Origin of the sequence: Desulforamulus putei DSM 12395 (genome assembly GCF_900129195.1) — a bacterium.
Lineage (GTDB): Bacteria > Bacillota > Desulfotomaculia > Desulfotomaculales > Desulfotomaculaceae > Desulfotomaculum > Desulfotomaculum putei.
Window position 1 is genome coordinate 172,077 of sequence record NZ_FQUY01000002.1, and the last position, 23,796, is coordinate 195,872.

Here is a 23,796-nt window from a genome sequence, read left to right on the forward strand (position 1 = left end):
ACCCAAAAGAACAGCCTATAAGCCCAGTAGGGAGAGGTGATTAAGATACCACTTCAATTTGAGGAAATCCTGTCCCCCTTGCCCAAGGGTGGATTGGAAGGCGAGATCAAGGTGCGGATTCGGGTACAGGTGCATGAAGACCATGAGGACGGTGGTTTCTATGCCGTAACCCCGGATGTGCCGGGCTGTGCTTCCCGGGGGGCAACCATGGAAGAGGCCGTGGAGAATTTTAAGGAAGCCATTAAGTTTTTCCTGATCGAGAATGACGGACACTAACTCTTTAGAGCGGCGTACCCAAAAGGAAAGGGACACTGTATTCATAAATAGAAATAGACAACCAACCAGAACAAAGGAAAGGACCCACCCCCATTGACCTACGACGAAGCAATCACCTACCTTAAAGGCCTGACCAAATTCGGTATGAACCTGGGCTTAGGCCGTATCCAGGAACTGCTGCGGCGGCTGGGCAATCCCCACCGGCGCCTGAACATCATCCATGTCGGCGGCACCAACGGCAAAGGCTCCACCACCGCCATGATTGCCGGCATCCTAAGGGCGGCAGGCTACAAGACCGGCATGTTCACCTCCCCGCACCTGCACAGCTACACCGAGCGGTTCCTCATCAACGGCCGGCCAATTGCTGAAGCCAAATTGGCTCAACTCCTCACAGAGATCCGCCCGCACATGGACAACATGGTGGCCGAAGGGTTCGAACATCCCACCGAATTTGAAGTCAGCACCGCCCTGGCCCTCCTTTATTTTGCCATGGAAGAAACAGACTACGTAGCCCTGGAAGTGGGGCTGGGGGGAGCCATCGATTCAACCAACGTGGTAACCCCGCTGGTTTCGGTCATCACCAATGTAACCCTGGATCACATGGACCACCTGGGCAGCACCGTTGAGGAAATTGCCCGGGTGAAGTCCGGCATCATCAAAAAGGGTGTCCCGGTGGTCACCGCTGCCGAAGGGGTTGCCCTGGAAGTGATTTGGCAGGCGGCAAAAGCCAATCAAAGCAGACTGATCCTGGTGGGCAAGGACGTAACCTGGTCCTCTGTTCAACCGCGGGACAACAACGGCGGATACCAACAATTTAAAATAAAAGGATTGCACAACCACTACCACATTCAGCTTCCCCTGCTTGGGTCGCACCAGCGAATCAATGCCGCCACCGCGGTGGCAGCAGTGGAAATGCTTTTTTCCAATGGCGGGCACCCGGTCCCTGCCGCTGCCGTGGTTGAAGGATTGCAAAGGGTTCATTGGCCCGGACGGCTGGAGGTTGTAAGAAAAAATCCCACGGTGCTATTGGACGGCGCCCATAACCATGCCGGAGCCCGGGCATTGAGGCAGGCTTTGCTGGAATACTTTCCCGATCGTCAATTGATCTTTGTCCTGGGTATGCTGGCAGACAAAGAAAGGTCCAAGGTGGTGGCGGAATTGGCCCCGCTGGCCAAAGCGGTGGTCGTGACCCGCTCCAATCACCCCAGGGCCGGGGATTGGACCAAACTGGCGGATTATGTAAAAAAATACCTTGAGGATGTAATGATCATAGAAGATGTGCGGCAAGCAGTAAAAACGGTTCTGGATAAAGCCCGTCAGGATGACATTCTTTGTATCACCGGTTCTTTATACATGGTGGCGGAAGCCCGCTCAGTTTTGGGACTTTCTTCTGTATGATCACTTCGGACAGGTAAACCGGAGTGATTATTTGTTTTAAACCGGCAGGCAAAAGGATGTATAAAGTCAAAATCTCTATCAAAATAAAATATGTGAAAAAACAATCAGGCACAAGTCAATATGAAAATTATCTTAAGTAAAAAATACTACAAAAGTGTTATAATATATGCAATAATGTCGAAAACTGTCTTGAAAAGCAACACATATTTGTCATATAAGCGACAAAGTTTGAACTTTGCATAAAAAAGTAATGTCATAAGATTCACAAATGCCCTTTGCAACCTGAACTTTTGCTACTATAATATAAAATATAAATTAATTAAAAAATTAACAGGGATGAAAAAATACAATAATATCTTCGGATAAAAGGGAGGGGATCTGGTGAAAGCGCTAAAGATTCCGGAAGCAACCATAACTAGGTTATCGATATACTCCAGGTTTTTAAAAAGATTAGACAAAAAAGGGATTACCACAGTATCTTCCGGTGACATCGCCGAGGGTGTCGGCGTAAGTCCGGCCCAGGTTCGTAAAGACCTGGCCTATTTTGGCGAGTTCGGAACCCGGGGTGTGGGCTATAACGTTAAGGACTTAATCCGCTACACCGTAAAAATTCTGGGTTTATCCGAGCCGTGGAACCTGGTCATGGTGGGGGCTGGTAACCTCGGCTCCGCCCTGGTAACGTACAGGGAATTTAAAGACAGGGGTTTTACCATTGTGGGGGTCTTTGATAATGACCTGACCAAGATCGGCAAGCGTATCGCTGATTTGGAGGTGCTTCCCCTGGAAGACCTGCCAAGGGTGGTAAAAGAGAATAATGTTCGTATCGGAATTATTGCCGTTCCGGCCAAAGCAGCCCAGGAAATTGCCGACATTATGGTGAAGGCCGGCTTGGAGGCAATCCTGAACTTTGCACCGATATCTCTCAACGTACCCGACCATGTAGAAGTTCGGAATGTTGACCTCTCGGTTAAGCTGGAAATTTTAACCTTTAACCTGGCGCTGAGAGAAAAGTAAAAGGATTTTATAATTGGTGGGCTTTGCCCACCTTCAACATTTTAACGGATATTTCTCCGTTTACCGGGGACAACTAAAGTATCTGTAATTGCTTGTCAGATAAAAGGGTGGATGATAAACTTATAAGAAGTAATTCCAATCCTTTCCTGACAGGTGAAAGCATGGGTAAGACTTTTAGAACGGGCAAAGGTCCGGTTACTTTAATCATCTTGCTTCTTGCGGGCGGTGTAATCGGCAGTGCGCTGGGACAGGCAATGGCGCACTACTTGCCTGTTTTAAAAAATTTTACAACCATAGGATTAAACAATACCACCTTTAACTTGCATTTTCTGCAGGTATCTTTCGGCATTACAATGTCCCTGGGGCCTGTTACCGGGCTGGGAATGATATTAGGATTTTTAGCCTATCGGAAGTTATAGATGATTGATTGGATTCATAGGGGGTTAACCTTGTGCGGCCCATCATTCTTGCATCTGCATCTCCCCGGCGCCAGGAGCTTCTTGCCAACCTGGGGCTGGAATTTGAGGTAAGGGTCAGTGAAGTGGACGAGACACTGGCTGAAAATATGCCTGCAGCCCAGCTAGTAGAAAAATTGGCGGAACGAAAGGCTTCGGCGGTGGCTGCCCAATGCACCAGGGGATTGGTTATCGGCGCCGATACCATTGTGGTTCTGGGGGACAAACCCCTGGGAAAACCGGCGAACCGCGAGGAAGCCGTGCAGATGTTGAAAAGCTTACAGGGTAGAAGCCACGAGGTATATACGGGTTTGGCGGTCATAGATGCCACCACCGGCCAATCGGTGGTGACCCACCAGGTTACCGCTGTGCGGTTCAAACCATTGACGTTAGAACAAATTGAGCGTTATGTGGACACCGGCGAGCCGATGGATAAAGCCGGCGCGTACGCCGTGCAGGGGAAGGCCGCGGTTTTTATTGAAGGCATCCGGGGCTGTTATTTTAATGTGGTTGGCTTGCCTGTTGCTAAACTGGCAGATATTTTAAAAATGTTTGGAGTCGAAATTGTATGACTTATCCCGTAATGCGTGAATTACCCCCGGAACAGCGTCCCAGGGAGCGTATGCTTAAAGAGGGGGCGGCAAACCTTTCTGATATTGATTTACTAGCCATTATGCTGCGCACCGGTACGGCCAGGGCTTCTGCCATGGAACTGGCGGCCGAAATTTTTAGCCGTTTTAAGGACTTGCGGGCCCTTGCTCAAGCCACCATTGAGGAATTAAGCGAAATTAAAGGAGTGGGTCCGGTCAAGGCCGTCCAGGTAAAGGCTGCCCTTGAACTTGGTAAGAGACTGGCAGCCCTGCCTGCCGAAGAAAGACCGGTGATCCGGTGTCCCGAGGATGTGTGTTTTCTGGTGATGGAAGATTTAAGGGATAAGGACCGGGAGTATTTTCAAGCCCTGCTCCTGAACACCAAAAACCAGGTGCTTGCCAGGGAGACCATTTCCATTGGGACTTTGAATTCTTCCATGGTACATCCCAGGGAATTGTTTAAAACCGCCATCCGCCGCAGTGCAGCTTCCTTGATTTTGGTACACAATCATCCCAGCGGTGATCCCACACCCAGCAGGGAGGATATCGCCCTCACCAAAAGATTGGTTGAAGCGGGACAAATTATTGGGATCGATGTCCTAGACCACATCGTAATTGGAGATAATAGATTTGCCAGCATGAAATCCAAAGGACTTATTTAACAAACCCTAAGGAGGACGAAATAATGAGACTTGGTATGTTTTCCAAGGATATGGGAATAGATTTAGGCACCGCCAACTCTCTGGTTTATGTGAAGGGCAAAGGCATTGTCCTAAGGGAGCCGTCGGTGGTGGCCATTCAAAGAGAAACAGGCCATGTTCTGGCAGTGGGGGAGGAAGCCAAGCAAATGATCGGCCGTACCCCGGGGAACATTGTGGCCATCCGCCCCATGAAGGACGGGGTCATTGCTGATTTCGACGTTACCCAGAGCATGATAAAGTACTTTATTAACAAGGCCCTCCGGGGACGCTCCTTTATCGTCAAGCCCCGGGTGGTTGTCAGTGTGCCCTCCGGCGTGACCGCCGTTGAAGAAAGAGCTGTCCGGGAGGCTGCCCTGCAGGCCGGGGCCAGGGAGGCTTATCTCATTGAAGAGCCCATGGCGGCGGCCATTGGCGCCGGGCTGCCGGTTCATGAACCCACGGGAAATATGATCGTTGACATCGGTGGCGGCACCACCGAAGTGGCGGTCATCTCCCTGGGCGGCATTGTCACCAGCAAGTCCATCCGCATCGCCGGTGATGAAATGGACGATGCCATTATCCAGCACGTAAAACGGACTTACAACTTAATGATCGGTGAACGTACCGCCGAGCAAATTAAAATTAATATTGGTACCGCTTACCCGCTGGAAGTGGAGGAAACTGAAGAAATAAGAGGGCGTGACCTGGTCACTGGTTTGCCGAAAACCCTGCAAATCACCTCGACGGAAATTTATAAGGCCCTGTCCGAACCCGTGGCGGCCATCCTGGAAGCCATTAAGGTTACCCTGGAAAAGACGCCTCCGGAATTGGCAGCGGATATTATGGACAGGGGTATTGTGATGGCCGGCGGTGGCTCCTTACTCCGGGGTCTGGACCGCTTGGTCAGCGATCAAACGGGTATGCCTGTTCATCTGGCCGAAGAACCCTTGCTGGCAGTGGCCTACGGGTCAGGCAGGGTACTGGAAAATATTGATGTCCTAAGACGTGTATTAATCCAACCGAAAAAGTTGGCCTAAGGGTGTGAGAAGGTTTGCCCCGGTTTGTATCGTATAAGAATTTTTTTCTGCTGTCTGTTCTGGTGGGGATCACCCTGCTGGTGATGCGTTTTACCCACCTGGAGCGTCCCCAGCTTACACCGATGGAAGCAGCCATCAAAGACAGCCTGGCCCCGGTCCAGGGAGCGCTGGTAAGAATTGCTGAGACCTTTCGCAATGGGACAGAATTCATTTCTTCCCTGGGCAGGCTGTCTGAAGAAAATAAAGCATTGAAGGAACAAGTGTCTCTTTTAAAGGGGCAGCTCTATTTGCAGGAAGAGTTAAAGCAAGAAAACAAACGTCTCAAGGAACTTCTGCAATACCAGGACCGGTACAAGCAAAATTTCAGCGTCAGGACCGCAGCAGTCATTGGTCGCGACCCCGGAAACTGGTTTGGTATTGTCACCTTGAACAAGGGGAGTAAGGATGGTATAGTAAAAAATATGCCGGTGGTAACACCTTCGGGCCTGGTGGGTAAGATTGTGGCGGTATCCCAAAATACCTCCCAACTGATGTTAATTTCCGACCCCCGCAGCGGGGTGGGGGCAATGGTTCAGGAAACCCGTGTTCCCGGGGTGCTGGAGGGGACAACCGCCGGTACCGGAGAGACCAGACTGATCCACGTGCCCAAGGATACCCAGTTGTTTGATGGTCAAACCATTATTACCTCAGGCATTGGCGGCACCTTTCCCAAGGGGATCCCCATTGGCAAAATTACCGGTGTTTCCAATGAGCCAACGGGGTTGTTTAAGACCGCCACCGTGGTGCCCTTTGCGGACCTCCACCGTCTGGAGGAAGTGCTGGTGATTACGACCATCTATAACCCGGATATTCTTCCTCCCACGGAGGGTAATTAATGCGTTCTATTGTTTTTTTATTGTTAATAATCATAGCGCTGCTGTTACAATCTACCATATTTACCTTTCTTCAGGTGGCAGGGGTAAAACCCGACCTGATTTTAATGCTGGTTGTGTTCAATGGCTTCCTCCGGGGCTCTCGGGAGGGGGCTTTTTTGGGTTTTCTGGCAGGTCTTGCTCAGGATATTTTTTCCGGCAGTTATATCGGGTTAAACGCCCTCACCAAAATGCTGGCGGGTTACCTGGTGGGGCTGGCAGAGGCCCGGTTTTATAAGGAGAGCGTGATCATCGTATCCCTGGTAACCTTTATGGTGGGGATTCTCAATCAGCTTGCCTGCTATGTTTTGTTGTTTTACCTGAATATTGAAGTGGCCCCTTTCTTTGCCCTGGGCCAGGTGATTATGCCATCCGCCATTTACACGGGCCTTATGGTCCCCCTGACCTACTGGAAGTTTTACAGCTCCTATGAAAAGGGTTGGCTGAGGGAAAGAGAACCTTAATATACAATTTGTTTGGGAGGAGTTTAATGGAAAGGAAGATTATTGAAAAAAAGACCCGTGTGCTCCTCTATCTTATTATCTTCATCTTTACGGTTTTGATTAGTCGTTTGGCTTATATGCAGCTTCTGGAAACGGAACGCTTTGAAACCCTAGCCAAGCAAAACCACATGCGGTTAAACCCCATTATCGCTCCCAGGGGTGAGATTTACGATCGCAAGGGAGTAAAAATTGTGGGCAACAAGCCCGTTTATACGGTTTCCCTGGTCTATCTGGGCTTAAAGGATACCGACCGGGTGGTCAACAGGGTGGCAAGCATACTGGGCATGGATCCTAAGGAAATAATGAAAAAATTGGAGGAACAGCAGCTCAGGATGTACCAGCCGGTGCGACTGGCCACGGACGTTCCGCTGGAGACCATTACCGTCCTGGAAGAGCAGCGGTTGGATTTACCCGGGGTGGTTATTGATGTGGAGCCGGTGAGGAGTTACCCCTTTAAATCGATGCTTTCCCACGTGCTGGGTTATGTGCAGGAGATTAAACAGGAACAATTAAAGAGAAACCAGGATAAAGGCTACCGGCTGGGGGACATGTACGGGCAGGACGGGCTGGAAAATGCCTTTGAACCCTACCTGAGGGGACAAGACGGGGCCAGGCAGGTGGAAGTGGATGCCCAGGCCCGCCCGGTCAGGGACCTTGGCATCAAGGAACCGGTTCCCGGCAACAACCTGGTTTTGACCATAGACGCGGAATTGCAGAAAACCGCCGAGGCCTCCCTGGAAAGACAGGTGCTGGAGATGCGCAAGCAGGGGTATGAGGCCAGGGGCGGCGCTACAGTGATGATGGATGTAAGGACCGGGGCCATTCGGGCCATGGCCAGTTATCCCACCTACGAACCATCCATTTGGATTAAAGGTTTAAGCCAGAAACAATGGGAGGATTTACAAAAAAGCGGCGCGCTGCCCAACCGTGTCCTGCAGCTCTATCCACCGGCCTCCACCTTTAAGATGATTCTGGCCATCGCCGGTGTAGACACCGGAAAAGTGGACCCTTCCTGGTCCATTGCTGACCCGGGCCATTATCTTTTCGGCAACCGGGCCTTCAACGACTGGAAACCCGGAGGTCATGGCAGGGTGGATATGCGCAAGGCCATTTCGGAATCCTGTGACACCTACTTCTGGTATCTGGGACACCGGCTGCTGGGTGTAGATTTGATCGGCAAGTATGCCCGGAAGTTTGGTTTCGGTGAGCGGACAGGCATAGAAATTCCCGGTGAACCCGCCGGCATTGTTCCGACACCGGAATACAAATACAAACGCAACAAAGCTTATTTGGACGCCATTTATGGCCCCAAATTTAAAGCCATAGAAGAAAAATACAAACCCTTGCTGGCCAGCGCCACAGATCCGGCGGAAAGAGAAAAACTGGAAAAGGCCAAACAAAGGGAACTGCGGGCGGTGCAAAACCAGTACGACCAGTACAAGTGGGATCTGGACTGGCAGGTCTATGATACCTTGAATATGTCCATTGGCCAGGGTTACAACCTGTATACGCCTCTCCAACTTGTAAACTATATAGCTGCCATCGCCAACAATGGGACCCGCTGGAAGCCTTACCTGGTAGAAAAGATTGTCAGCCCGGACGGTAAAGTGATCAAGGAATTCAAACCACAAAAAATAGGGCAGGTGGGTGTTAAGCCGGAGGCCTTGCAGGTGGCCCGGGAGGGTATGCGGATGGTTACCACCGTGGGTACCGCTGCCGGCATTTTCAGTGGTTTTCCGGTAGAAGTGGCGGGCAAAACCGGAACCGGTGAGGTTTTCGGTCATGATAACCATGCCTTGTTTGTGGCCTTTGCCCCTTACGACAAACCGGAGGTGGCGGTGGCCACCGTCATTGACTATGGCGGCCACGGAGGGTCAGCGGCGGGCCCGGTGGCCAGAGATTTGTTTGCTGCCTATTTCGGCGTGCAGAATGTGCCGCAAAGAACGGCCTACAGCCCGGAATAAACTATATTGTCTAATTATCTCATAATATTGGGGCTAACCGCCTCTTTTTTTTATCCATCTTTAGAAGGATTTGGTACTTCAGCGTAGAATTGAAGTATAGGGTAAGCGGGAGGGAATTATTTTGACTAAAGAGACACTGTTTAATTCCACTGCAAGCAATCCATCCCCTGGCAGTTTTCCGGTGGAATTAGAAGGACTGGTGGATGAGAATACCGTTTTAGTTCAAAGAACCCTGCGTTCCGGACAGAGCATTTATCATGACGGAAACGTGGTGATACTGGGAGATGTAAACCCCGGAGCGGAAGTTGTTGCCTCCGGCAATATCATCGTCATGGGCTCACTGAGAGGAGTTGTCCATGCCGGCGCCAAAGGAGACACCAATGCCATTATTTTGGCCTTTAGACTCAGGCCAACTCAGTTAAGAATCGGCAACCACATCACCCGACCGCCGGAGGATGAATCATCCGACCCGGATTACCCGGAATTGGCCCGGATAAAAAACGGTGTCGTGACGATAGAAACCTTTAATTCTGTAATCAGGTAACGGGACACTGTAATTCGGCTAGCAGCTTCATTCGGTGCAAAATGCTTGGCATAGTAAGGAGGACTTAAAAATATGGGTGAAGTCATCGTAGTCACTTCCGGCAAGGGTGGCGTGGGCAAAACCACCACCACCGCAAACCTGGGGATGGGACTGGCCTCCCACGGAAAAAAGGTGTGTCTGGTGGATGCCGATATCGGTTTGCGCAACCTGGATGTTGTACTGGGACTGGAAAACCGCATTGTTTTTGATATTGTGGATGTTACCAGCGGTGTTTGCCGTATTCGTCAGGCTTTGATCAAAGACAAACGTTGCGAGGGCCTGCACCTGTTGCCTGCCGCCCAGACCAAAGACAAGACAGCGGTAAACCCCGACCAAATGAAGGAACTTTGTGAGGAACTGAGAAAGGAATTTGACTATGTAATTATTGACTGCCCGGCAGGCATAGAACAGGGTTTTAAAAACGCCATTGCCGGGGCGGATAAAGCCATTGTAGTGACGACCCCGGAAGTGTCCGCCGTGCGGGACGCCGACCGTATTATCGGGCTTTTAGAAGCGGCCGAACTGCGGGAACCAAAACTCATCATCAACCGGTACCGTCCCAAGATGGTAAACCGTGGCGATATGATGAGCATTGACGATATGAATGAAATCCTGGCCATTGACCTGCTGGGTGTGGTGCCGGAAGATGAGCAGGTTGTTGTAACCACCAACAAAGGGGAGACCGTCGTAAGGGATGAAAAATCCCAGAGCGGTCAGGCTTACCGCAACATTACCCGTCGTATCCTGGGAGAAAACGTACCTTTAATGAATCTGGAGGAGCAAAGCGGTCTGTTCAGTGCCTTAAGGAAAATGATCGGACTTAAGTAGGAAAGGGGGTACCGGAGTGTTAGAATTTCTAAGCAGGGTTTTTGGTCGTGAGTCTACGGGCAGCAAAAACGTGGCAAAAGAAAGATTAAGGCTGGTGCTGGTACACGACCGGGCCAATGTTTCACCCGATCTACTTTCGTCCCTGAAGAACGACCTCATTAAAGTCATTTCGAATTATATGGAAATTGACGAACAAGCGCTGGAGGTCAGCCTGGACAGCAACGACCAGCAGGTTGCTCTGGTTGCCAATATTCCGGTAAAACGAATGAAACGGGCTAAAAGCCTGGCTTAAGTAAAGGAGATGCAAACAGCGTCTCTTTTTTGTCTTACAGGTATTTCTTTCGGGTCCAGCCGTCAGCCTTTTGGGGTTTGTTTATGGCTGACGGCTGACGGCCAACAGCCAACAGCCCGACCCCAAAGGAATACCCCATAGTCAAATTCCGGGCCTTTTATTTCAATCAGAAGTATTATATAATCTATAAGGTTAGGGTATTGACAGGGGGTGAACTCATCAAATGGTAGACAAACGGTTTCTAAAAAACCTTGATTATACATTATTAATTGCCGTTTTTTTAATTATCTGCTTCAGTCTGGTGATTATCAGCAGCGCTACCCTTGTGAACAGTCCCATGGATTTCCGGCAGCAGCAGGAAATCTGGAACAAAGATGCGCCGGGACTAAACGGTGAAGCTGCAAGTGAACCGATAGGAACGTCATTTCTTAAATACACGAAATTGTTTTTTAGTACCTTTGTAAAAAAACAGATTTTTTTCGTTATCCTCAGTTTAATTATAATGGCATTTATCTTGTCAGTACCCTATGAGGACTTTCGGCGGCACCGGAAAACAATTTATATCCTGAACATATTGTTGCTGCTGGTTGTTTTGTCTCCCCTCGGCCACAGCGCCAAGGGCGCTACCAGGTGGATTAATTTAGGGCCCTTTCTGTTGCAGCCTTCGGAGTTTGCCAAAATTTTTATCATTGTCACCTTTGCAGATTTTTTAACCCGACGGGAGGGAAAATTAAATACCTTTAAGGATTTAATCCCGTGCTTTATCCATGTCGGGGTTCCCATGCTGCTCATTCTCAAACAGCCGGATTTGGGGACATCCCTGGTATTTATTGGGATTATGTTTGCCATGCTGTATGTGGCCGGCGCCAATCCCAAATTGGTGGCAGGCCTGTTTGTGGGAGGCTGGGCTTTTGCCATTGGCTGGGTCTGGGCACATTTTAAGTTTGGCCTGTGGATTCCCCTGAAGGAATATCAATTGGACCGCCTGCTGGTCTTTATCGACCCCTGGAAACAGTGGCACGGCGCCGGTTATCACGTGGTACAATCCCAAATTGCCATCGGATCCGGCGGTTTGGAAGGCAAAGGTATCTATAACGGCAGCCAAAACCAGCTAAACTTTTTACCGGAACAGCATACAGACTTCATTTTCTCGGTGGTCGGCGAGGAGATGGGTTTTATCGGCGTCAGCGCCCTGCTGCTCCTGTTTTTCATTTTGCTGTATCGCGGCATTCGCATTGCCTCCCAGGCCAGGGATTTAAACGGCGCCTTACTGTCCACCGGCGTAGTGGCCATGTTTGCCTTTCATATTCTCATTAACGTGGGGATGGTTTCCGGTATCATGCCGGTAACTGGTGTACCCCTGCCCCTCTTCAGCTACGGCGGCAGCAGCATGATGACCAACATGATTGCTATAGGAGTTCTGCTGAACGTGTATATGCGCAGGCAGAAGATTTTGTTTTAGCTTTGGGGTATTCCTTTGGGGTCTGGCCATCAGCCATCAGCCTTCAGCTTTATTGAATGTATTCCTTATGGGTCCGGTCTCACTGACTGGACTGTTTTTGTTGTTTTATAGGTTACACAAAAGGTTAGTACCACCAAAAAGCCAATGACCAACAGCTAATAGCTAACAGCCATAAACAAACCCCAAAAGGCTGAAGGCCGATGGCTGATGGCTGACGGCCTGACCTAAAAGAAATACCCGCAAGCCAACCAGGGCTTGTCATATTTGTCCCTCCCGAAAAATATACTGTACTAGTCGTACCGGGACCTATAAAGAAATACCCTTGGGAGGGATTTAAAAATGAAGATAGGAAGGATTAGCTTAGACCGGTTTAAAAAGAAAAGCAGGGACCCTTTAAGCGGCTATTATAATTACGGACCTGATGATTGGAGCAGCATTTATCAATCCGGCAGCCGGTGGAAACGCAAAAAACCGGGCAGTAAAGGTTGGAAAACCTTCTATCGTGTTGTGGCAGCACTGGGAATTCTGGCGGTGTTACTGTTGATTAAAGAATCGTCCCATCCCTGGAGTCAACAGGCTAGGGAGGGTTTGCGAGTGGCCTTAACCACCGAGTGGGACGTAACGCCCGTGCTGGATAAGGCCATTGCCATCGGCCTGCAAACCGTGAATATGGACTGGCCTATGTTTAATAACGAATTAACCGGCCCGGTATTACCAACCACGGCTGACCCGGCAAAGGGGGATGCCTGGGCCGTCCCCGTGTCCGGACGGGTGGTGCAGGAATTTGGCTGGGTGAAAAGTCCGGAGGACAATCTGGAACGGTTCAGCCCCGGCATTGATATCAGCGCTGCAGCAGGGGCGCCGGTAAAAGCGGTACAACCCGGTACAGTCAGCCGCCTTGGCCATGATCGCACCTACGGGGAGTTTGTGCTCATTGAGCACCGTAAAGGAGAATATGCCCTGTATGCCGGGTTAACCGAGATTTCTGTCAGGGAGGGCCACCGGGTACAGGCGGGGCAGGTCATAGGCAAAGTGGCGGAACCAACTGAAGGAGAACCCGTTTTGCATTTCGAAGTGAGGGAAAATGATAAACTGGTTGATCCGCTTAAGAAGATTCACTTGACACCGGATCAGCAGGATCAGGAGAGTTCTAAGCAATGAGAGTGGGTCGCCTCTGGGGCATCGATCTGCATTTCAACCTGCTGTTTCTGTTTCTCCTGGGGTTATACTTTGTGGCAGGCGTTCTGGAAAAGGGCCTGATTATCTTCTCCCTGGTATTGTTTCATGAACTGGCCCACACCTTGGCGGCCAGGCTCATGGGAGTTCGGGTCATTGACGTTGAAATTTTACCCTTTGGCGGCATGGCCAGGATGGGCGGGGAAATGAGTGTGGAACCTGGCAAAGAGATTGCGGTGGCCCTGGCGGGGCCGGCTTCCAACCTGCTGTTGATGGGGCTGGCCATGGGACTGAAAAATTATGGCATATGGTCAGAAGAATTGGGCCCCTTTTTTCTACAAACCAACCTTATGCTGGCCTTCTTTAACCTCTTGCCCGCCCTTCCTCTGGACGGGGGCAGAATCCTCCGCTCCCTTCTGTCTGTCCATGTGGGGTTATCCGAGGCCACTTTGATGGCGGCCAGAATGGGACAGGTTATAGCAGTGGGGGTGGCCTGCCTTGGCATTGTGGGAGCGCTCCACAGATTTGTGGGACTGGACGTGGTAATCATCGCTCTGTTCGTCCTGTATGCGGCCACCAAAGAAAAAAACCTGGCGCCTTACCTGTTTATCCGCCACCTGGCCCAAAAGAAAGAGGAACTGTCCAGGGCGGGTGTGTTGCCGGCAGAGCAGTTGGCGGCCCGGGAAGACGTTCCCTTGAAAGAAATTGTGCGTTTGTTTGTACCCCAGAAGTTTCATTTGATTCTGTTGTTAGACCGTCAGATGGAAACCCTGGGTCAAATCAGTGAAGTACAGGTGGTTGACGCCTTATTTACCTATGGAATGGACTATCCCCTGGGCGCCATTCTTAAGCCAAAAGGAGAGTAAGTATATTGATACTTGCCTACATGCCTGTACTGGCAGTTAGTCATTGGCTCTTCGCTGTTCGCTAAAAGCCAATGGCTAAAGGCTAATGGCTAAGGGCCAACAACCTGTCTCAAAGGAATACCCACAAGCTTTGAAGGATTTACCTATATGAGCGTAGAAAAATAAAAAAGGAATATTTTTCCGAACATAAATGGTAATAATAGAGATGAGTGTTCTAACGGACGTGCATAAACGGAGGCAGTAGATCATGAATAAATTGGAGAAAATCCTTGCCCGGGTTGAAAAACCCGGCCGTTACGTCGGCGGCGAGTGGAATGCGGTAAAAAAAGACTGGGATCAGGTGGCCGTTAAGATGGCATTTGCCTTTCCCGATGTGTACGAGGTGGGTATGTCCCACCTGGGCCTGCAGATTCTTTACCATGTGGTGAACAAAAGAAAAGACGCCCTGATGGAAAGGGTTTTTGCCCCCTGGGTTGACATGGAAGAACAACTCCGTAAGGAGAAGCTTTTATTATTCAGCCTGGAATCCCAACGTCCCCTGGCAGATTTCGATATTTTGGGCTTCACTTTACAGTACGAAATGAGCTTCAGCAACATCTTAAACATGATGGATTTGGCCGGGCTGCCGGTGCGCTCAGCCCACCGGGACAATACCATGCCCCTGGTGATTGCCGGGGGTCCCTGCGCCTTTAACCCGGAACCCCTTGCTGATTTTATTGACCTGTTCGTCATCGGCGAAGGGGAAGAGGTCATCCACGAATTGATTGATGCTTATAAAGAAATGAAGCAGCGGGGCGCGAACCGCCGGGAAATGCTGCTGAAGTTTGCCCAAACCATTCCGGGCATCTATGTCCCGTCTCTCTATGAGGTGAAATACAACAATGACAACACCGTTGCATCGGTAACCCCCATGAAAGAAGGGGTTCCCGGCAGGATTGGTAAGAGAGTTGTGCGGGATTTTGATAATGTGGACTTTCCTACCAACCCCATCGTACCCTCTATGGGTGTCGTTCACGACCGGGCTATGGTGGAGGTGTTGCGGGGCTGCACCAGAGGATGTCGCTTCTGCCAGGCAGGGGTTTTATACCGGCCTGTCCGGGAGAAAAAACCCGAGACCCTGATCCGCCAGGTGGAAGAAATGATCTCCAGCACCGGTCACGACGAGATTTCCCTGACCTCATTAAGCACCGCGGATTATACCGGGGTGGCTCCGCTGGTGAAGAACCTGTTGGACATTTACGGGGAGCGGGGAGTTAATGTATCGCTGCCCTCCCTCAGACTGGATGCCTTTTCCATTGACCTGGCCAAAGAGGTGCAAAAGGTGAGAAAAAGCGGCCTGACCTTCGCTCCGGAGGCCGGCACCCAGCGTTTGCGGGATGTCATCAATAAAAATGTGACCGAGCAAAACCTGGTGGATGCCGTCAGTTCAGCCTTTAAAAACGGCTGGTCATCGGTGAAATTGTACTTCATGATCGGCCTGCCCACCGAAACTTATGAAGATTTGGACGGTATTGCGGATATGGCCAAAAAAGTGGTTCAGATCGGCCGGGAATGCGGTGTGCCCAGGGGACGGCTGAAGGTAACGGTCAGCACTTCCTCCTTCGTACCCAAGTCTCATACCGCTTTTCAGTGGGAACCCCAGAACACTTTGCAGGAACTGAGAGATAAACAAAAATACCTCAAGGAAAAATTGAGGGATAAAAGCATCACCTATAACTGGCACGACCCGGAGACCAGTTTCCTGGAGGCTGTTTTTGCCAAGGGTGACCGGCGCCTGGGTGCGGTGCTGGAGAGCGCTTGGACCAAAGGCGCCCGCTTCGACGGCTGGTCCGAGCATTTTGACTACGGCCTGTGGATGGAAGCATTTGCGGAAGAAAAGATTGACCCCAGGTGGTATGCTTACAGAAGAATCAGCTACGATGAAGTTTTGCCCTGGGATCATATCGAAGCGGGAGTCAGCAAGCGGTTTTTAATCAGAGAACATAAGAAAGCCATGGCCGGCCAGCCAACGGTGGACTGCCGCAGCGGCAGATGTCCTGGCTGCGGCCTGTGCCCGACCTTAGAAATTAAACCAACTATTCTGGGAGGTGCGGAGATTGCCCCGATACAGGGTGAAGTTTAGCAAAGACGGCCCGGCCCGCTACAGCTCCCACCTGGATATGGTTCGTTTTTTTGACCGTTCCACCAGGCGGGCAGGGATCCCGGTGGCCTTTTCCGAGGGCTTTAACCCCCACCCCAAGTTTAGTTTTGCCGCCCCGCTGCCCGTTGGGGTGGCGGGACTGGAGGAATACATGGACATGGAGCTGAAGGAGTATCTGGAACCGGCTGAGATTGCCCGCCGGCTGGAGGTCAATCTCCCCGAGGGGTATACGATTTTGGATATCAAAGAAGTGGCCGACCATGCTCCTGCCTTAATGTCCCGGGTCTCAAGGGCTGCCTACCGGGCCACGGCGACGCTGCCCGCCGGGTATTCGGAGGTAGAACTGAAGGCAGCCATTGATGGCCTGATGGATAAACAGGAAATTACGGTGATCAGGGAAGTTAAAGGCAAAAGGAAAGAAGTTGACATTCGCCCGGGAATTTTTAGGCTGGCAGGTGGAGTAAAAGGGCATATACTAGAAATAAATATGGAACTTTTAATCGGCAGTACAGGGAATGTTCGTCCCGAAGAAGTTTTACTTAAGCTGTCCAGGGACGGGGGGGTACCCGTGGATCCGGAGGATTTCCGCATTCGCCGTACCGCCCTGTATGCCGAGGGTGACGCCGGGCTTGTCTCTCTCTGGGAGGTCTAGGCGCCGGGGCAGGAGAGGAAATCGCTATGTTAAAAGAAATTGTTATTAATGTGCAGGAAGAAGAAACCCGGGTTGCCGTGCTGGAAGACAGAGTTCTCATGGAAGTATACATAGAACGTTCCCACAACCAGCGACTGGTGGGCAATATCTATAAAGGAAAAGTGGAGAATGTCCTGCCAGGCATGCAGGCAGCCTTTGTGGATATCGGATTGGAAAAGAATGCCTTTCTTTATGTAGAAGACGCGCAGCCGGCCCGCAATCCGGAAGCAGCCAATCAGCCGGGTTTGCATGTAAACATCGGCGACATTCTCAAGCAGGGACAGGAAATCATTGTTCAGATCGTAAAGGAGCCCATTGGCACCAAAGGGCCCCGGGTTACCACTCATATTACGCTGCCCGGCAGGTATCTGGTTTTAATGCCGACCGTTGACTATATCGGTATTTCCCGCCGCATTGAATCGGAAAAAGAGCGTGAAAGGCTGAAGGAGCTGGCCGCCCGGGTAAAACCGGAAGGGATGGGCGTCATTGTCCGTACGGTGGCCGAAGGGGTGGATGAAGAAGAATTTCGACAGGATATCCTGCTGTTAAGCAAACTCTGGCGCAAAATCCAGAGCCGGGCAGCCAACAGCTCCGCCCCTAACCTGCTGCACAGGGATTTAGAACTGGTCCAGCGGATGCTAAGGGATATTTTCAGCGAAGATGTGGATCGTCTCACTCTGGATTCCCGCAGTGAATATGAAAAAACGCTGGAAATTTTGGACATGATTGATCCCAAACTTAAGCAGAAGGTATTCCTGGATGAACGAGAAAATATTTTTGAGGATTACGGCATTGCCGCGGAACTGGAAAAGGCCCTGAAACGAAAGGTTTGGCTAAAGTGCGGCGCCTACCTGGTGATCGACCAGGCGGAAGCCCTGACGGCGGTGGATGTCAACACCGGCAAGTATGTGGGCAGCACCACCCTGGAGGACACGGTCTTAAAGACCAACCTGGACGCGGCGGTGGAAATCGCCCGGCAGCTTCGCCTGAGAAACATCGGCGGCATCATTATCGTTGATTTTATAGATATGGCGGAAGAAGAACACCGCAATCAGGTGCTGGCCACCCTGGAGGAAGAAATCAAAAAGGATAAAACCAAAACCAATATTCTTGGCATTACCCAGTTGGGGCTGGTGGAAATGACCCGCAAAAAGGTCCGGCCCTCCCTGGCAGAGGTGGTGCAGAAACCCTGTCCCTATTGTGAAGGCAGGGGAAAGGTTCTTTCCGAGGAGACGGTGAGCATCCAGTTAAAAACCCAAATTTACCAACTGGCCCGCCAGACGGCGGCCGATACCATTCTGGTAGAAGCCAACCCCGTTGTGGCAGCCAGGTTAATCGGGGCCGGTGGGGTAAATTTGAGAGAACTGGAGCAAAAAACCGGCAAAAATCTTTACATCCGCGGGTCTGCCACCCATCATTTAGAACAGGTCACCATCAAGCCCCTGTCCGACCAGGAAGAAATCTCTTCCCAGACCGTACCCGTAAAGGCCGGCGAGATTATCGAGTTGAAGGTGGAAGAACCCCATATATCAAACCCCAGCGACGGCATTGCCAGGCTGGACGGCTTTATTATCGATGTTGAGGGCGGCGGCGCCCTGGTGGGGGAAATTGTTTCAGTGGAAATCGTCAAGGTGCACCGAACCTATGCGAAGGCCAGATTAATTTAAGAATTGATTAGATTGACAAATATCTCAAATGTGATAGAATATAGAGCTGTAGGTGTCTTTTTGCCTGCATACCGCTCAGCAGAGGTCATTTAAACCCGGCTCAAGCAGGTACCTTGATGGCGAGTCCTAATAGAGGGGGAGGTGTAGGTATGTACGCAGTTATAGTTACCGGTGGTAAGCAGTACAAGGTTCAGGAAGGCGACACCCTGTACATTGAAAAACTGGATGCCGAGGCAGGTCAGAAGGTTGAATTAACCGATGTTCTGCTGGTGGAAAAGGACGGCCAGGTGAAGATTGGCACTCCCAAAGTGGAAGGCGCCAAAGTAATTCTGGATGTTGTACGCCACGGCAAAGGCAAGAAGATCATTGTATTCAAATATAAGCCCAAGAAAAATTACCGCCGTAAGAAAGGCCATCGCCAGCCTTTCACCCAGGTGGTTGTTGAAAAGATTGAAGCTTAGTTTTTATCCGGTCACCGATAGGGAGGTGAGACTTTATGGCTCATAAGAAAGGCGTAGGCAGTTCACGTAACGGTCGTGACTCAGAAGCCAAACGACTTGGGGTAAAAGAAGGCGACGGTAAATTTGTTACCGCCGGCAGCATCCTGGTAAGACAGCGGGGCACTAAAATTTACCCCGGTGCCAATGTCGGTCGCGGCGGCGACGACACCCTGTTTGCCAAAGTAGACGGTATTGTTAAGTTTGAGCGTAAAGGTCGGGACAAGAAGCAAGTAAGCATCGTGGTTCCTGAAGTTATTGCTCAGTAAATTTTAAAACCAGCCTGCAGGTACAGGCTGGTTTTTTAATGCCTTCGTCAGGAGGGAAATAAACCCAATTGTCGAATATCTTGGCAAACAGTCTTGAAAGGAAGTATGACCAATGGAAATCAAAGGTCTTTTGGAAGTGATACAGGTTCAAAGGCATGACTTTTTGAATCATTTGCAGGTGATATCCGGTCTGCTCCAGCTGAATAAAGGGGAACGGGTAAGGGATTATATCAACCAGGTCTGCGGTGAATATGAGCGACTGAGCAGGATTACCCGGCTCAAGCCCCCGGAGGTCAAGGCTGTTTTGCTGATTGCCAATAACGAAGCCGCCAAATGCCAGGTGGATTTCAAAATGGACATTGAAACCAACATGGCCTCCCTGGATGTGCCGGGCCAGGTGGTTGGCGCTGCTCTGGATTGCTGCTTTAAGCAAGCTCTGAAATTTCTGGCGCCGCCTGAAGTGACAGACCGTCGTATGAAGCTGACCATCAGCGAAGGAGAAAGAAAAATTACCATAAAACTGGGATTTCCGGGGATTCCGGCGGAAGTGGTCAAAGATGCTGAAGAACAAATGGCCCTGTCCCAGTCACTGGCGCCCTACAACAGCAGCGCCAGGCTGGCTGTGACAGACAAAGAAGTAGAAATCTATATGGTCTTTCCACGGCGTTCCTCAAATAACCCGTAAGCTGCATAAAGGAAAAGAGAGACTTTCTGAAAAGAATAGGCTTAGGAAGGAAAAGACGGTAAATAATACTACTGGGTGATGCAAAACAATGTTTTATGACAGGGCGAAAATTTATGTCAAAGGCGGTGACGGCGGCAATGGTTGCATTGCTATGCGCCGCGAAAAATACGTTCCCTTCGGAGGCCCCTGGGGCGGCGACGGCGGCCGCGGGGGAGATGTTATTTTTGTAGCTGACGAAGGACTCAATACACTGCAAGATTTCCGGTACAAGAAACACTTTAAGGCCCAGCGCGGCGGACACGGCATGGGAAAAAACATGAACGGTCCCGCCGGAGAAGACCTGATTGTTAAAGTGCCGGCCGGCACAGTGGTGCGTGAAGCTGAGACCGGCCGTCTCATTGCCGACCTGGTGGAAGACGGGCAGCGAGTTGTCATCGCCAGGGGAGGCCGGGGGGGCCGGGGAAATGTACACTTCGCCTCGGGTACCAACAAGGCGCCCAGAATTGCCGAAAAGGGTGAACCGGGGGAAGAACTTTGGGTTGAGCTGGAATTAAAGCTCATTGCCGATGTGGGCCTCATTGGTTTCCCCAATGCCGGGAAATCCACGTTTATTTCGAGGGTTTCCGCAGCCAAGCCCAAAATTGCCGACTATCCCTTTACCACGCTGGTGCCCAATCTGGGTGTGGTCTCAGCTGGGGAAGACCGCAGTTTTGTGCTGGCCGATATACCGGGGCTGATAGAAGGGGCCTCTCAGGGGGTTGGCCTGGGCCATGAATTTTTACGTCATACCGAACGCACCCGCCTGCTTATTCACGTGGTGGATACTGCCGGCACCGAAGGACGGGACCCGGTGGAAGATATTAAAATTATCAACCGGGAGTTGGAGCTTTACGATCCCCGGTTAGCCCAAAGGCCGCAAATCATTGCCGCCAATAAAATGGACATAATCCCCCAGGCGGAGGAAAATCTGGCCCGTATCAGAGAAGCATTCGGCGGGCAATATGAAATTTTTCCCGTTTCGGCAGCCACCGGCCAGGGGTTGCATGCGGTAATACAAAGGGTAGCTGAGTTGCTGGAGGAACTGCCCAAAATTGAACCGGAACAGCCGGAGGAGGAACGGGTGACGGTCTTTAAGCCGGAGGGGCGGTTTAACATTAAACGGGATATGGACGGCAACTGGCGTGTCACGGGTAAAGAAATTGAACGGCACGTGGCCATGACCTACCTGGAAGAGGAAGAAGCGGTGGAACGCCTGCAGAGGATTATGAAATTGATGGGCCTTGAGCAAGGACTGGTGGATGCCGGGGTGAAAGAAGGCGACATTGTCCGCATTGGAAACTGGGAATTTGAGTGGACTCAGTAACCAGGCCAGAGAGATCGGCATCCCGCTGCCGGAGCTGGTGCAAGGGACATTCCTGGAGAGAATAAACCGTTTTGTAGGAATGGTGGAAGTGGCAGGGCAAAGTTATGCCGCCCATGTGCCAAGTTCCGGTAGAATGAAGGAAATGCTTTTTCCTGGCAATACTGTTTATGTGAGCCCTATGCCCCAGGGCAAGCGTACCCAATACCGTATTCACCTGGCCTGCTGCGGAGAAACACTGGTTTCAGTGGATTCCCTGCTGCCCAACCGGCTCATGTATCAGGCTCTGGCCAGCGGGGCCCTGGGAGAATTCACCGGCTATTCCGAAATTAAAAAAGAAGTGGGCTACGGTGAAAGTCGTTTTGATCTCTACCTGAAAGGGGATACCGGCAGGTGTCTGATCGAAATAAAATCCGTCACCCTGGTTGATAAAGGCATAGCCAAATTTCCGGACGCCCCTTCGGAACGGGGCGCCAAACACCTGCTGGAACTGGCCCGTGCGGCGGGAGAGGGCTTCCGGGCAGCGGTAATTTTTGTGGTGCAACGGGATGATGCCGTCCTCTTTTCCCCCAACCATGCCACCGACCCGCCCTTTGCCCAATCCCTCCGCCAGGCCGCCGCAGCCGGTGTTGAAGTCTATGCGCTGGCCTGTGCAATCACCCGGAATGCTGTCAAGCTAAAGAATTACCTGCCTGTCCAGTTATAGAGGAGGAGTTGAAGAAAATGAAAGAAGATGTCAAGTACAACGACCACCTGAAGGAACTGCTGGAGCAACTACCCAAAGGCGCATTCCTGACCGTAAAAGACGGAGATAAACTCAACACCATGACCATCGGCTGGGGTACTATCGGCTTCATCTGGCAAAAGCCGGTCTTTGTAGTGATGGTTCGAAAGTCCAGGTATACCTATCAACTGTTAGAAAACGCCAAAGAATTTACCGTAAGTATCCCGGTTAACAAGGACCTGAAGCAAGCGCTGGCTTTCTGCGGCACCAAATCGGGCCGGGAGTTTGACAAATTTAAAGAATGCAACCTCACCCCGGAACCCGGTAAAGTGGTCAATACTCCTGTTATCGGTGAATGTGATTTACACTATGAATGCAAGGTAATTTACCAGCAGTCCATGGAACCTGCTTTAGTGGCGGAAAGCATCAAAAAACTGGCCTACTCCAAAGGAGATTATCATGTCATGTACTATGGCGAGATTGTGGCCTGTTATGTGAAGGAATAGGTTTTTAGTAATAACAATGATATTGTAGATGAATGAATACATGTATCAACGATTTCGCCCAATTGTTAATATGTAACAGTATTGGTTAATAATTGTTGCTTTGATTGCCGGTCACGTGACCGGTTTTCTGTTTTTGTAGTTTATTTTTTATACCCATGGGTACTAATAATTTTAGGGCATAAATATAAACATGGAATATTCTGCCTACCAAAGAGGAAAATTATAGAAATACAACGAATTGTAATAAGAAATATTATCTTCCCGGTTACAAGGGGGCTAGATATAAGGAACAAGGCGAGGTCGGATTGCACGATAAAGAACGTGTACCAGGTATCCGGCCTAATCAAACGCCGCCTGATAGAGAAGAAGCTATCCTGGCTTTTGTCCAGGAACACCCATCCTATGGCCTAAAAAGGATCAGTGCCGAACTGAGAAAACCAGAAAACGGCGGAATTAAAATCGGCGAAACCGAATAACAAACTGCAATTATGAACCAGAGGTGATAATAATAAAGAGTTTAAAGGGATTAAGAGATACAGAGTTGTTTGGCAGTATACAGCTTGAAGATCTTCAGGAATACCAACACTACTTTACGGAATATTCATTTGCCCGTAAAGAAGTTGTTTTTTATCCTGACAAATATAACCAATTCATTCTCCTGGTACTTGAAGGAAGGATACGTGTTTATTTAAGCTACCCAATGGGGAAGGAATTTACGTTAACGATTCTAAACCCAGGCGATGTTTACAGCGGGCATACCCGTACCTTTGGACAGGCCATGGAACCAGTCAAAGTGTTGGCCATTCCTATGAATGTTTTTAAAGATATGCTAAAGAAAATACCAAACCTGGTGTTTGGTTTAGCTGCTGTATTGGGAGATGCACTAAAAGGATCTATGGACGTAATTGAGCGTTTGGTCTTTGAAGAGGCCCGTGTCAGATTAACCTCATTGCTAATCGATTGGGCCAGGGAGCATGGAGTTTCAACCCGTGAAGGGATCGTTATTAAGCTTGATCTTACCAGGGAGGAAATTGCCAGCATTATAGGCAGCACACGTCAAACACTTGCGAATCTCTTTAAAGATCTGACCAGTCAGGGGTTCCTTGAGATTCAACATAAAAATATTCTTATCAAAGATATTCAGGGACTTAAAAACTACCAGGCCTTAGTGAGGGAGAAATAACAAAACCAAAGTTTTTGATAATGTAAGTCTCAAAATAAA

27 protein-coding genes are annotated in these 23,796 nt (G+C 50.3%); all 27 read left to right on the plus strand.

The features are described 5' to 3' along the window. The first annotated feature begins 36 nt into the window (after window positions 1-36). Complete coding sequence (locus BUB67_RS03005) at window positions 37-276, plus strand: type II toxin-antitoxin system HicB family antitoxin (RefSeq protein ID WP_238456929.1); 240 nt, start codon at window positions 37-39, stop codon at window positions 274-276. A gap of 93 nt (window positions 277-369) precedes the next feature. After that, on the plus strand, window positions 370-1,674 hold the full coding sequence (locus BUB67_RS03010) for a bifunctional folylpolyglutamate synthase/dihydrofolate synthase (protein ID WP_073235513.1): 1,305 nt from the start codon (window positions 370-372) through the stop codon (window positions 1,672-1,674). A 381-nt stretch (window positions 1,675-2,055) separates the two neighbouring features. Further along, window positions 2,056-2,688 carry a redox-sensing transcriptional repressor Rex gene (locus BUB67_RS03015; RefSeq protein WP_073235516.1) on the plus strand — a complete coding sequence of 211 codons (633 nt, stop codon included), beginning with the start codon at window positions 2,056-2,058 and terminating at the stop codon, window positions 2,686-2,688. Between the two features lie 161 nt (window positions 2,689-2,849). Continuing rightward, entirely contained in the window at window positions 2,850-3,107 is a 258-nt protein-coding gene (locus BUB67_RS03020; RefSeq protein ID WP_073235642.1) for a DUF4321 domain-containing protein, read from the plus strand. A gap of 32 nt (window positions 3,108-3,139) precedes the next feature. Then, window positions 3,140-3,715: a Maf family protein gene (locus BUB67_RS03025; protein ID WP_073235519.1), complete on the plus strand. Its 576-nt coding sequence runs from the start codon at window positions 3,140-3,142 to the stop codon at window positions 3,713-3,715. Beyond that, on the plus strand, window positions 3,712-4,395 hold the full coding sequence (radC, locus tag BUB67_RS03030) for a RadC family protein (RefSeq protein ID WP_073235522.1): 684 nt from the start codon (window positions 3,712-3,714) through the stop codon (window positions 4,393-4,395). The genes BUB67_RS03025 and radC overlap by 4 nt, the downstream gene beginning before the upstream one ends. 23 nt (window positions 4,396-4,418) lie before the next feature. Beyond that, entirely contained in the window at window positions 4,419-5,450 is a 1,032-nt protein-coding gene (locus BUB67_RS03035; RefSeq protein WP_073235525.1) for a rod shape-determining protein, read from the plus strand. Between the two features lie 14 nt (window positions 5,451-5,464). Further along, on the plus strand, window positions 5,465-6,325 hold the full coding sequence (gene mreC, locus BUB67_RS03040; protein WP_073235529.1) for a rod shape-determining protein MreC: 861 nt from the start codon (window positions 5,465-5,467) through the stop codon (window positions 6,323-6,325). Continuing rightward, window positions 6,325-6,825, plus strand: coding sequence for a rod shape-determining protein MreD (mreD, locus tag BUB67_RS03045; RefSeq protein ID WP_073235533.1), 501 nt, complete (start codon window positions 6,325-6,327; stop codon window positions 6,823-6,825). Before mreC ends, mreD begins: the two co-directional genes overlap by 1 nt. Before the next feature lie 26 nt (window positions 6,826-6,851). Then, on the plus strand, window positions 6,852-8,828 hold the full coding sequence (mrdA, locus tag BUB67_RS03050; protein ID WP_073235537.1) for a penicillin-binding protein 2: 1,977 nt from the start codon (window positions 6,852-6,854) through the stop codon (window positions 8,826-8,828). 121 nt (window positions 8,829-8,949) lie between these two features. After that, a complete protein-coding gene (gene minC, locus BUB67_RS03055; protein ID WP_073235540.1) occupies window positions 8,950-9,372 on the plus strand; it encodes a septum site-determining protein MinC in 423 nt (140 codons plus the stop codon). A 72-nt stretch (window positions 9,373-9,444) separates the two neighbouring features. Next, the gene (gene minD / locus BUB67_RS03060) at window positions 9,445-10,239 is read left to right on the plus strand and encodes a septum site-determining protein MinD (RefSeq protein ID WP_073235543.1); all 795 of its coding nucleotides are present in this window, start codon (window positions 9,445-9,447) and stop codon (window positions 10,237-10,239) included. Between the two features lie 16 nt (window positions 10,240-10,255). Next, on the plus strand, window positions 10,256-10,531 hold the full coding sequence (minE, locus tag BUB67_RS03065) for a cell division topological specificity factor MinE (protein WP_073235546.1): 276 nt from the start codon (window positions 10,256-10,258) through the stop codon (window positions 10,529-10,531). A gap of 223 nt (window positions 10,532-10,754) precedes the next feature. Further along, window positions 10,755-11,993, plus strand: a complete 1,239-nt coding sequence (rodA, locus tag BUB67_RS03070) for a rod shape-determining protein RodA (RefSeq protein ID WP_073235548.1) — start codon at window positions 10,755-10,757, stop codon at window positions 11,991-11,993. Window positions 11,994-12,332: 339 nt separating this feature from the next. Next, window positions 12,333-13,154, plus strand: coding sequence for a murein hydrolase activator EnvC family protein (locus tag BUB67_RS03075; RefSeq protein ID WP_073235550.1), 822 nt, complete (start codon window positions 12,333-12,335; stop codon window positions 13,152-13,154). Then, window positions 13,151-14,035 carry a M50 family metallopeptidase gene (locus BUB67_RS03080; RefSeq protein ID WP_073235553.1) on the plus strand — a complete coding sequence of 295 codons (885 nt, stop codon included), beginning with the start codon at window positions 13,151-13,153 and terminating at the stop codon, window positions 14,033-14,035. Before BUB67_RS03075 ends, BUB67_RS03080 begins: the two co-directional genes overlap by 4 nt. Before the next feature lie 247 nt (window positions 14,036-14,282). Continuing rightward, entirely contained in the window at window positions 14,283-16,157 is a 1,875-nt protein-coding gene (locus BUB67_RS03085; RefSeq protein WP_073235556.1) for a TIGR03960 family B12-binding radical SAM protein, read from the plus strand. Further along, window positions 16,123-16,827, plus strand: a complete 705-nt coding sequence (locus BUB67_RS03090; RefSeq protein ID WP_238456930.1) for a TIGR03936 family radical SAM-associated protein — start codon at window positions 16,123-16,125, stop codon at window positions 16,825-16,827. Before BUB67_RS03085 ends, BUB67_RS03090 begins: the two co-directional genes overlap by 35 nt. A 26-nt stretch (window positions 16,828-16,853) precedes the next feature. Then, window positions 16,854-18,533 (plus strand): Rne/Rng family ribonuclease, encoded by a 1,680-nt coding sequence (locus BUB67_RS03095; protein ID WP_073235562.1) that lies wholly within the window; start codon window positions 16,854-16,856, stop codon window positions 18,531-18,533. A gap of 149 nt (window positions 18,534-18,682) precedes the next feature. Beyond that, a complete protein-coding gene (rplU, locus tag BUB67_RS03100; protein WP_073235564.1) occupies window positions 18,683-18,994 on the plus strand; it encodes a 50S ribosomal protein L21 in 312 nt (103 codons plus the stop codon). Window positions 18,995-19,029: 35 nt separating this feature from the next. Then, a complete protein-coding gene (gene rpmA / locus BUB67_RS03105) occupies window positions 19,030-19,299 on the plus strand; it encodes a 50S ribosomal protein L27 (protein WP_073235567.1) in 270 nt (89 codons plus the stop codon). A gap of 112 nt (window positions 19,300-19,411) precedes the next feature. Then, the gene (locus BUB67_RS03110) at window positions 19,412-19,984 is read left to right on the plus strand and encodes a Spo0B domain-containing protein (RefSeq protein WP_073235570.1); all 573 of its coding nucleotides are present in this window, start codon (window positions 19,412-19,414) and stop codon (window positions 19,982-19,984) included. An 88-nt stretch (window positions 19,985-20,072) separates the two neighbouring features. Beyond that, on the plus strand, window positions 20,073-21,347 hold the full coding sequence (gene obgE / locus BUB67_RS03115) for a GTPase ObgE (protein WP_073235574.1): 1,275 nt from the start codon (window positions 20,073-20,075) through the stop codon (window positions 21,345-21,347). Then, complete coding sequence (sfsA, locus tag BUB67_RS03120; RefSeq protein WP_073235577.1) at window positions 21,331-22,050, plus strand: DNA/RNA nuclease SfsA; 720 nt, start codon at window positions 21,331-21,333, stop codon at window positions 22,048-22,050. The genes obgE and sfsA overlap by 17 nt, the downstream gene beginning before the upstream one ends. Window positions 22,051-22,067: 17 nt before the next feature. Further along, on the plus strand, window positions 22,068-22,574 hold the full coding sequence (locus BUB67_RS03125; protein WP_073235580.1) for a flavin reductase family protein: 507 nt from the start codon (window positions 22,068-22,070) through the stop codon (window positions 22,572-22,574). 200 nt (window positions 22,575-22,774) lie between these two features. Next, complete coding sequence (locus tag BUB67_RS17140) at window positions 22,775-23,050, plus strand: helix-turn-helix domain-containing protein (protein WP_274377218.1); 276 nt, start codon at window positions 22,775-22,777, stop codon at window positions 23,048-23,050. Between the two features lie 65 nt (window positions 23,051-23,115). Further along, window positions 23,116-23,757, plus strand: a complete 642-nt coding sequence (locus BUB67_RS03135; protein WP_238456932.1) for a Crp/Fnr family transcriptional regulator — start codon at window positions 23,116-23,118, stop codon at window positions 23,755-23,757. The last annotated feature ends 39 nt before the right edge of the window (window positions 23,758-23,796 follow it).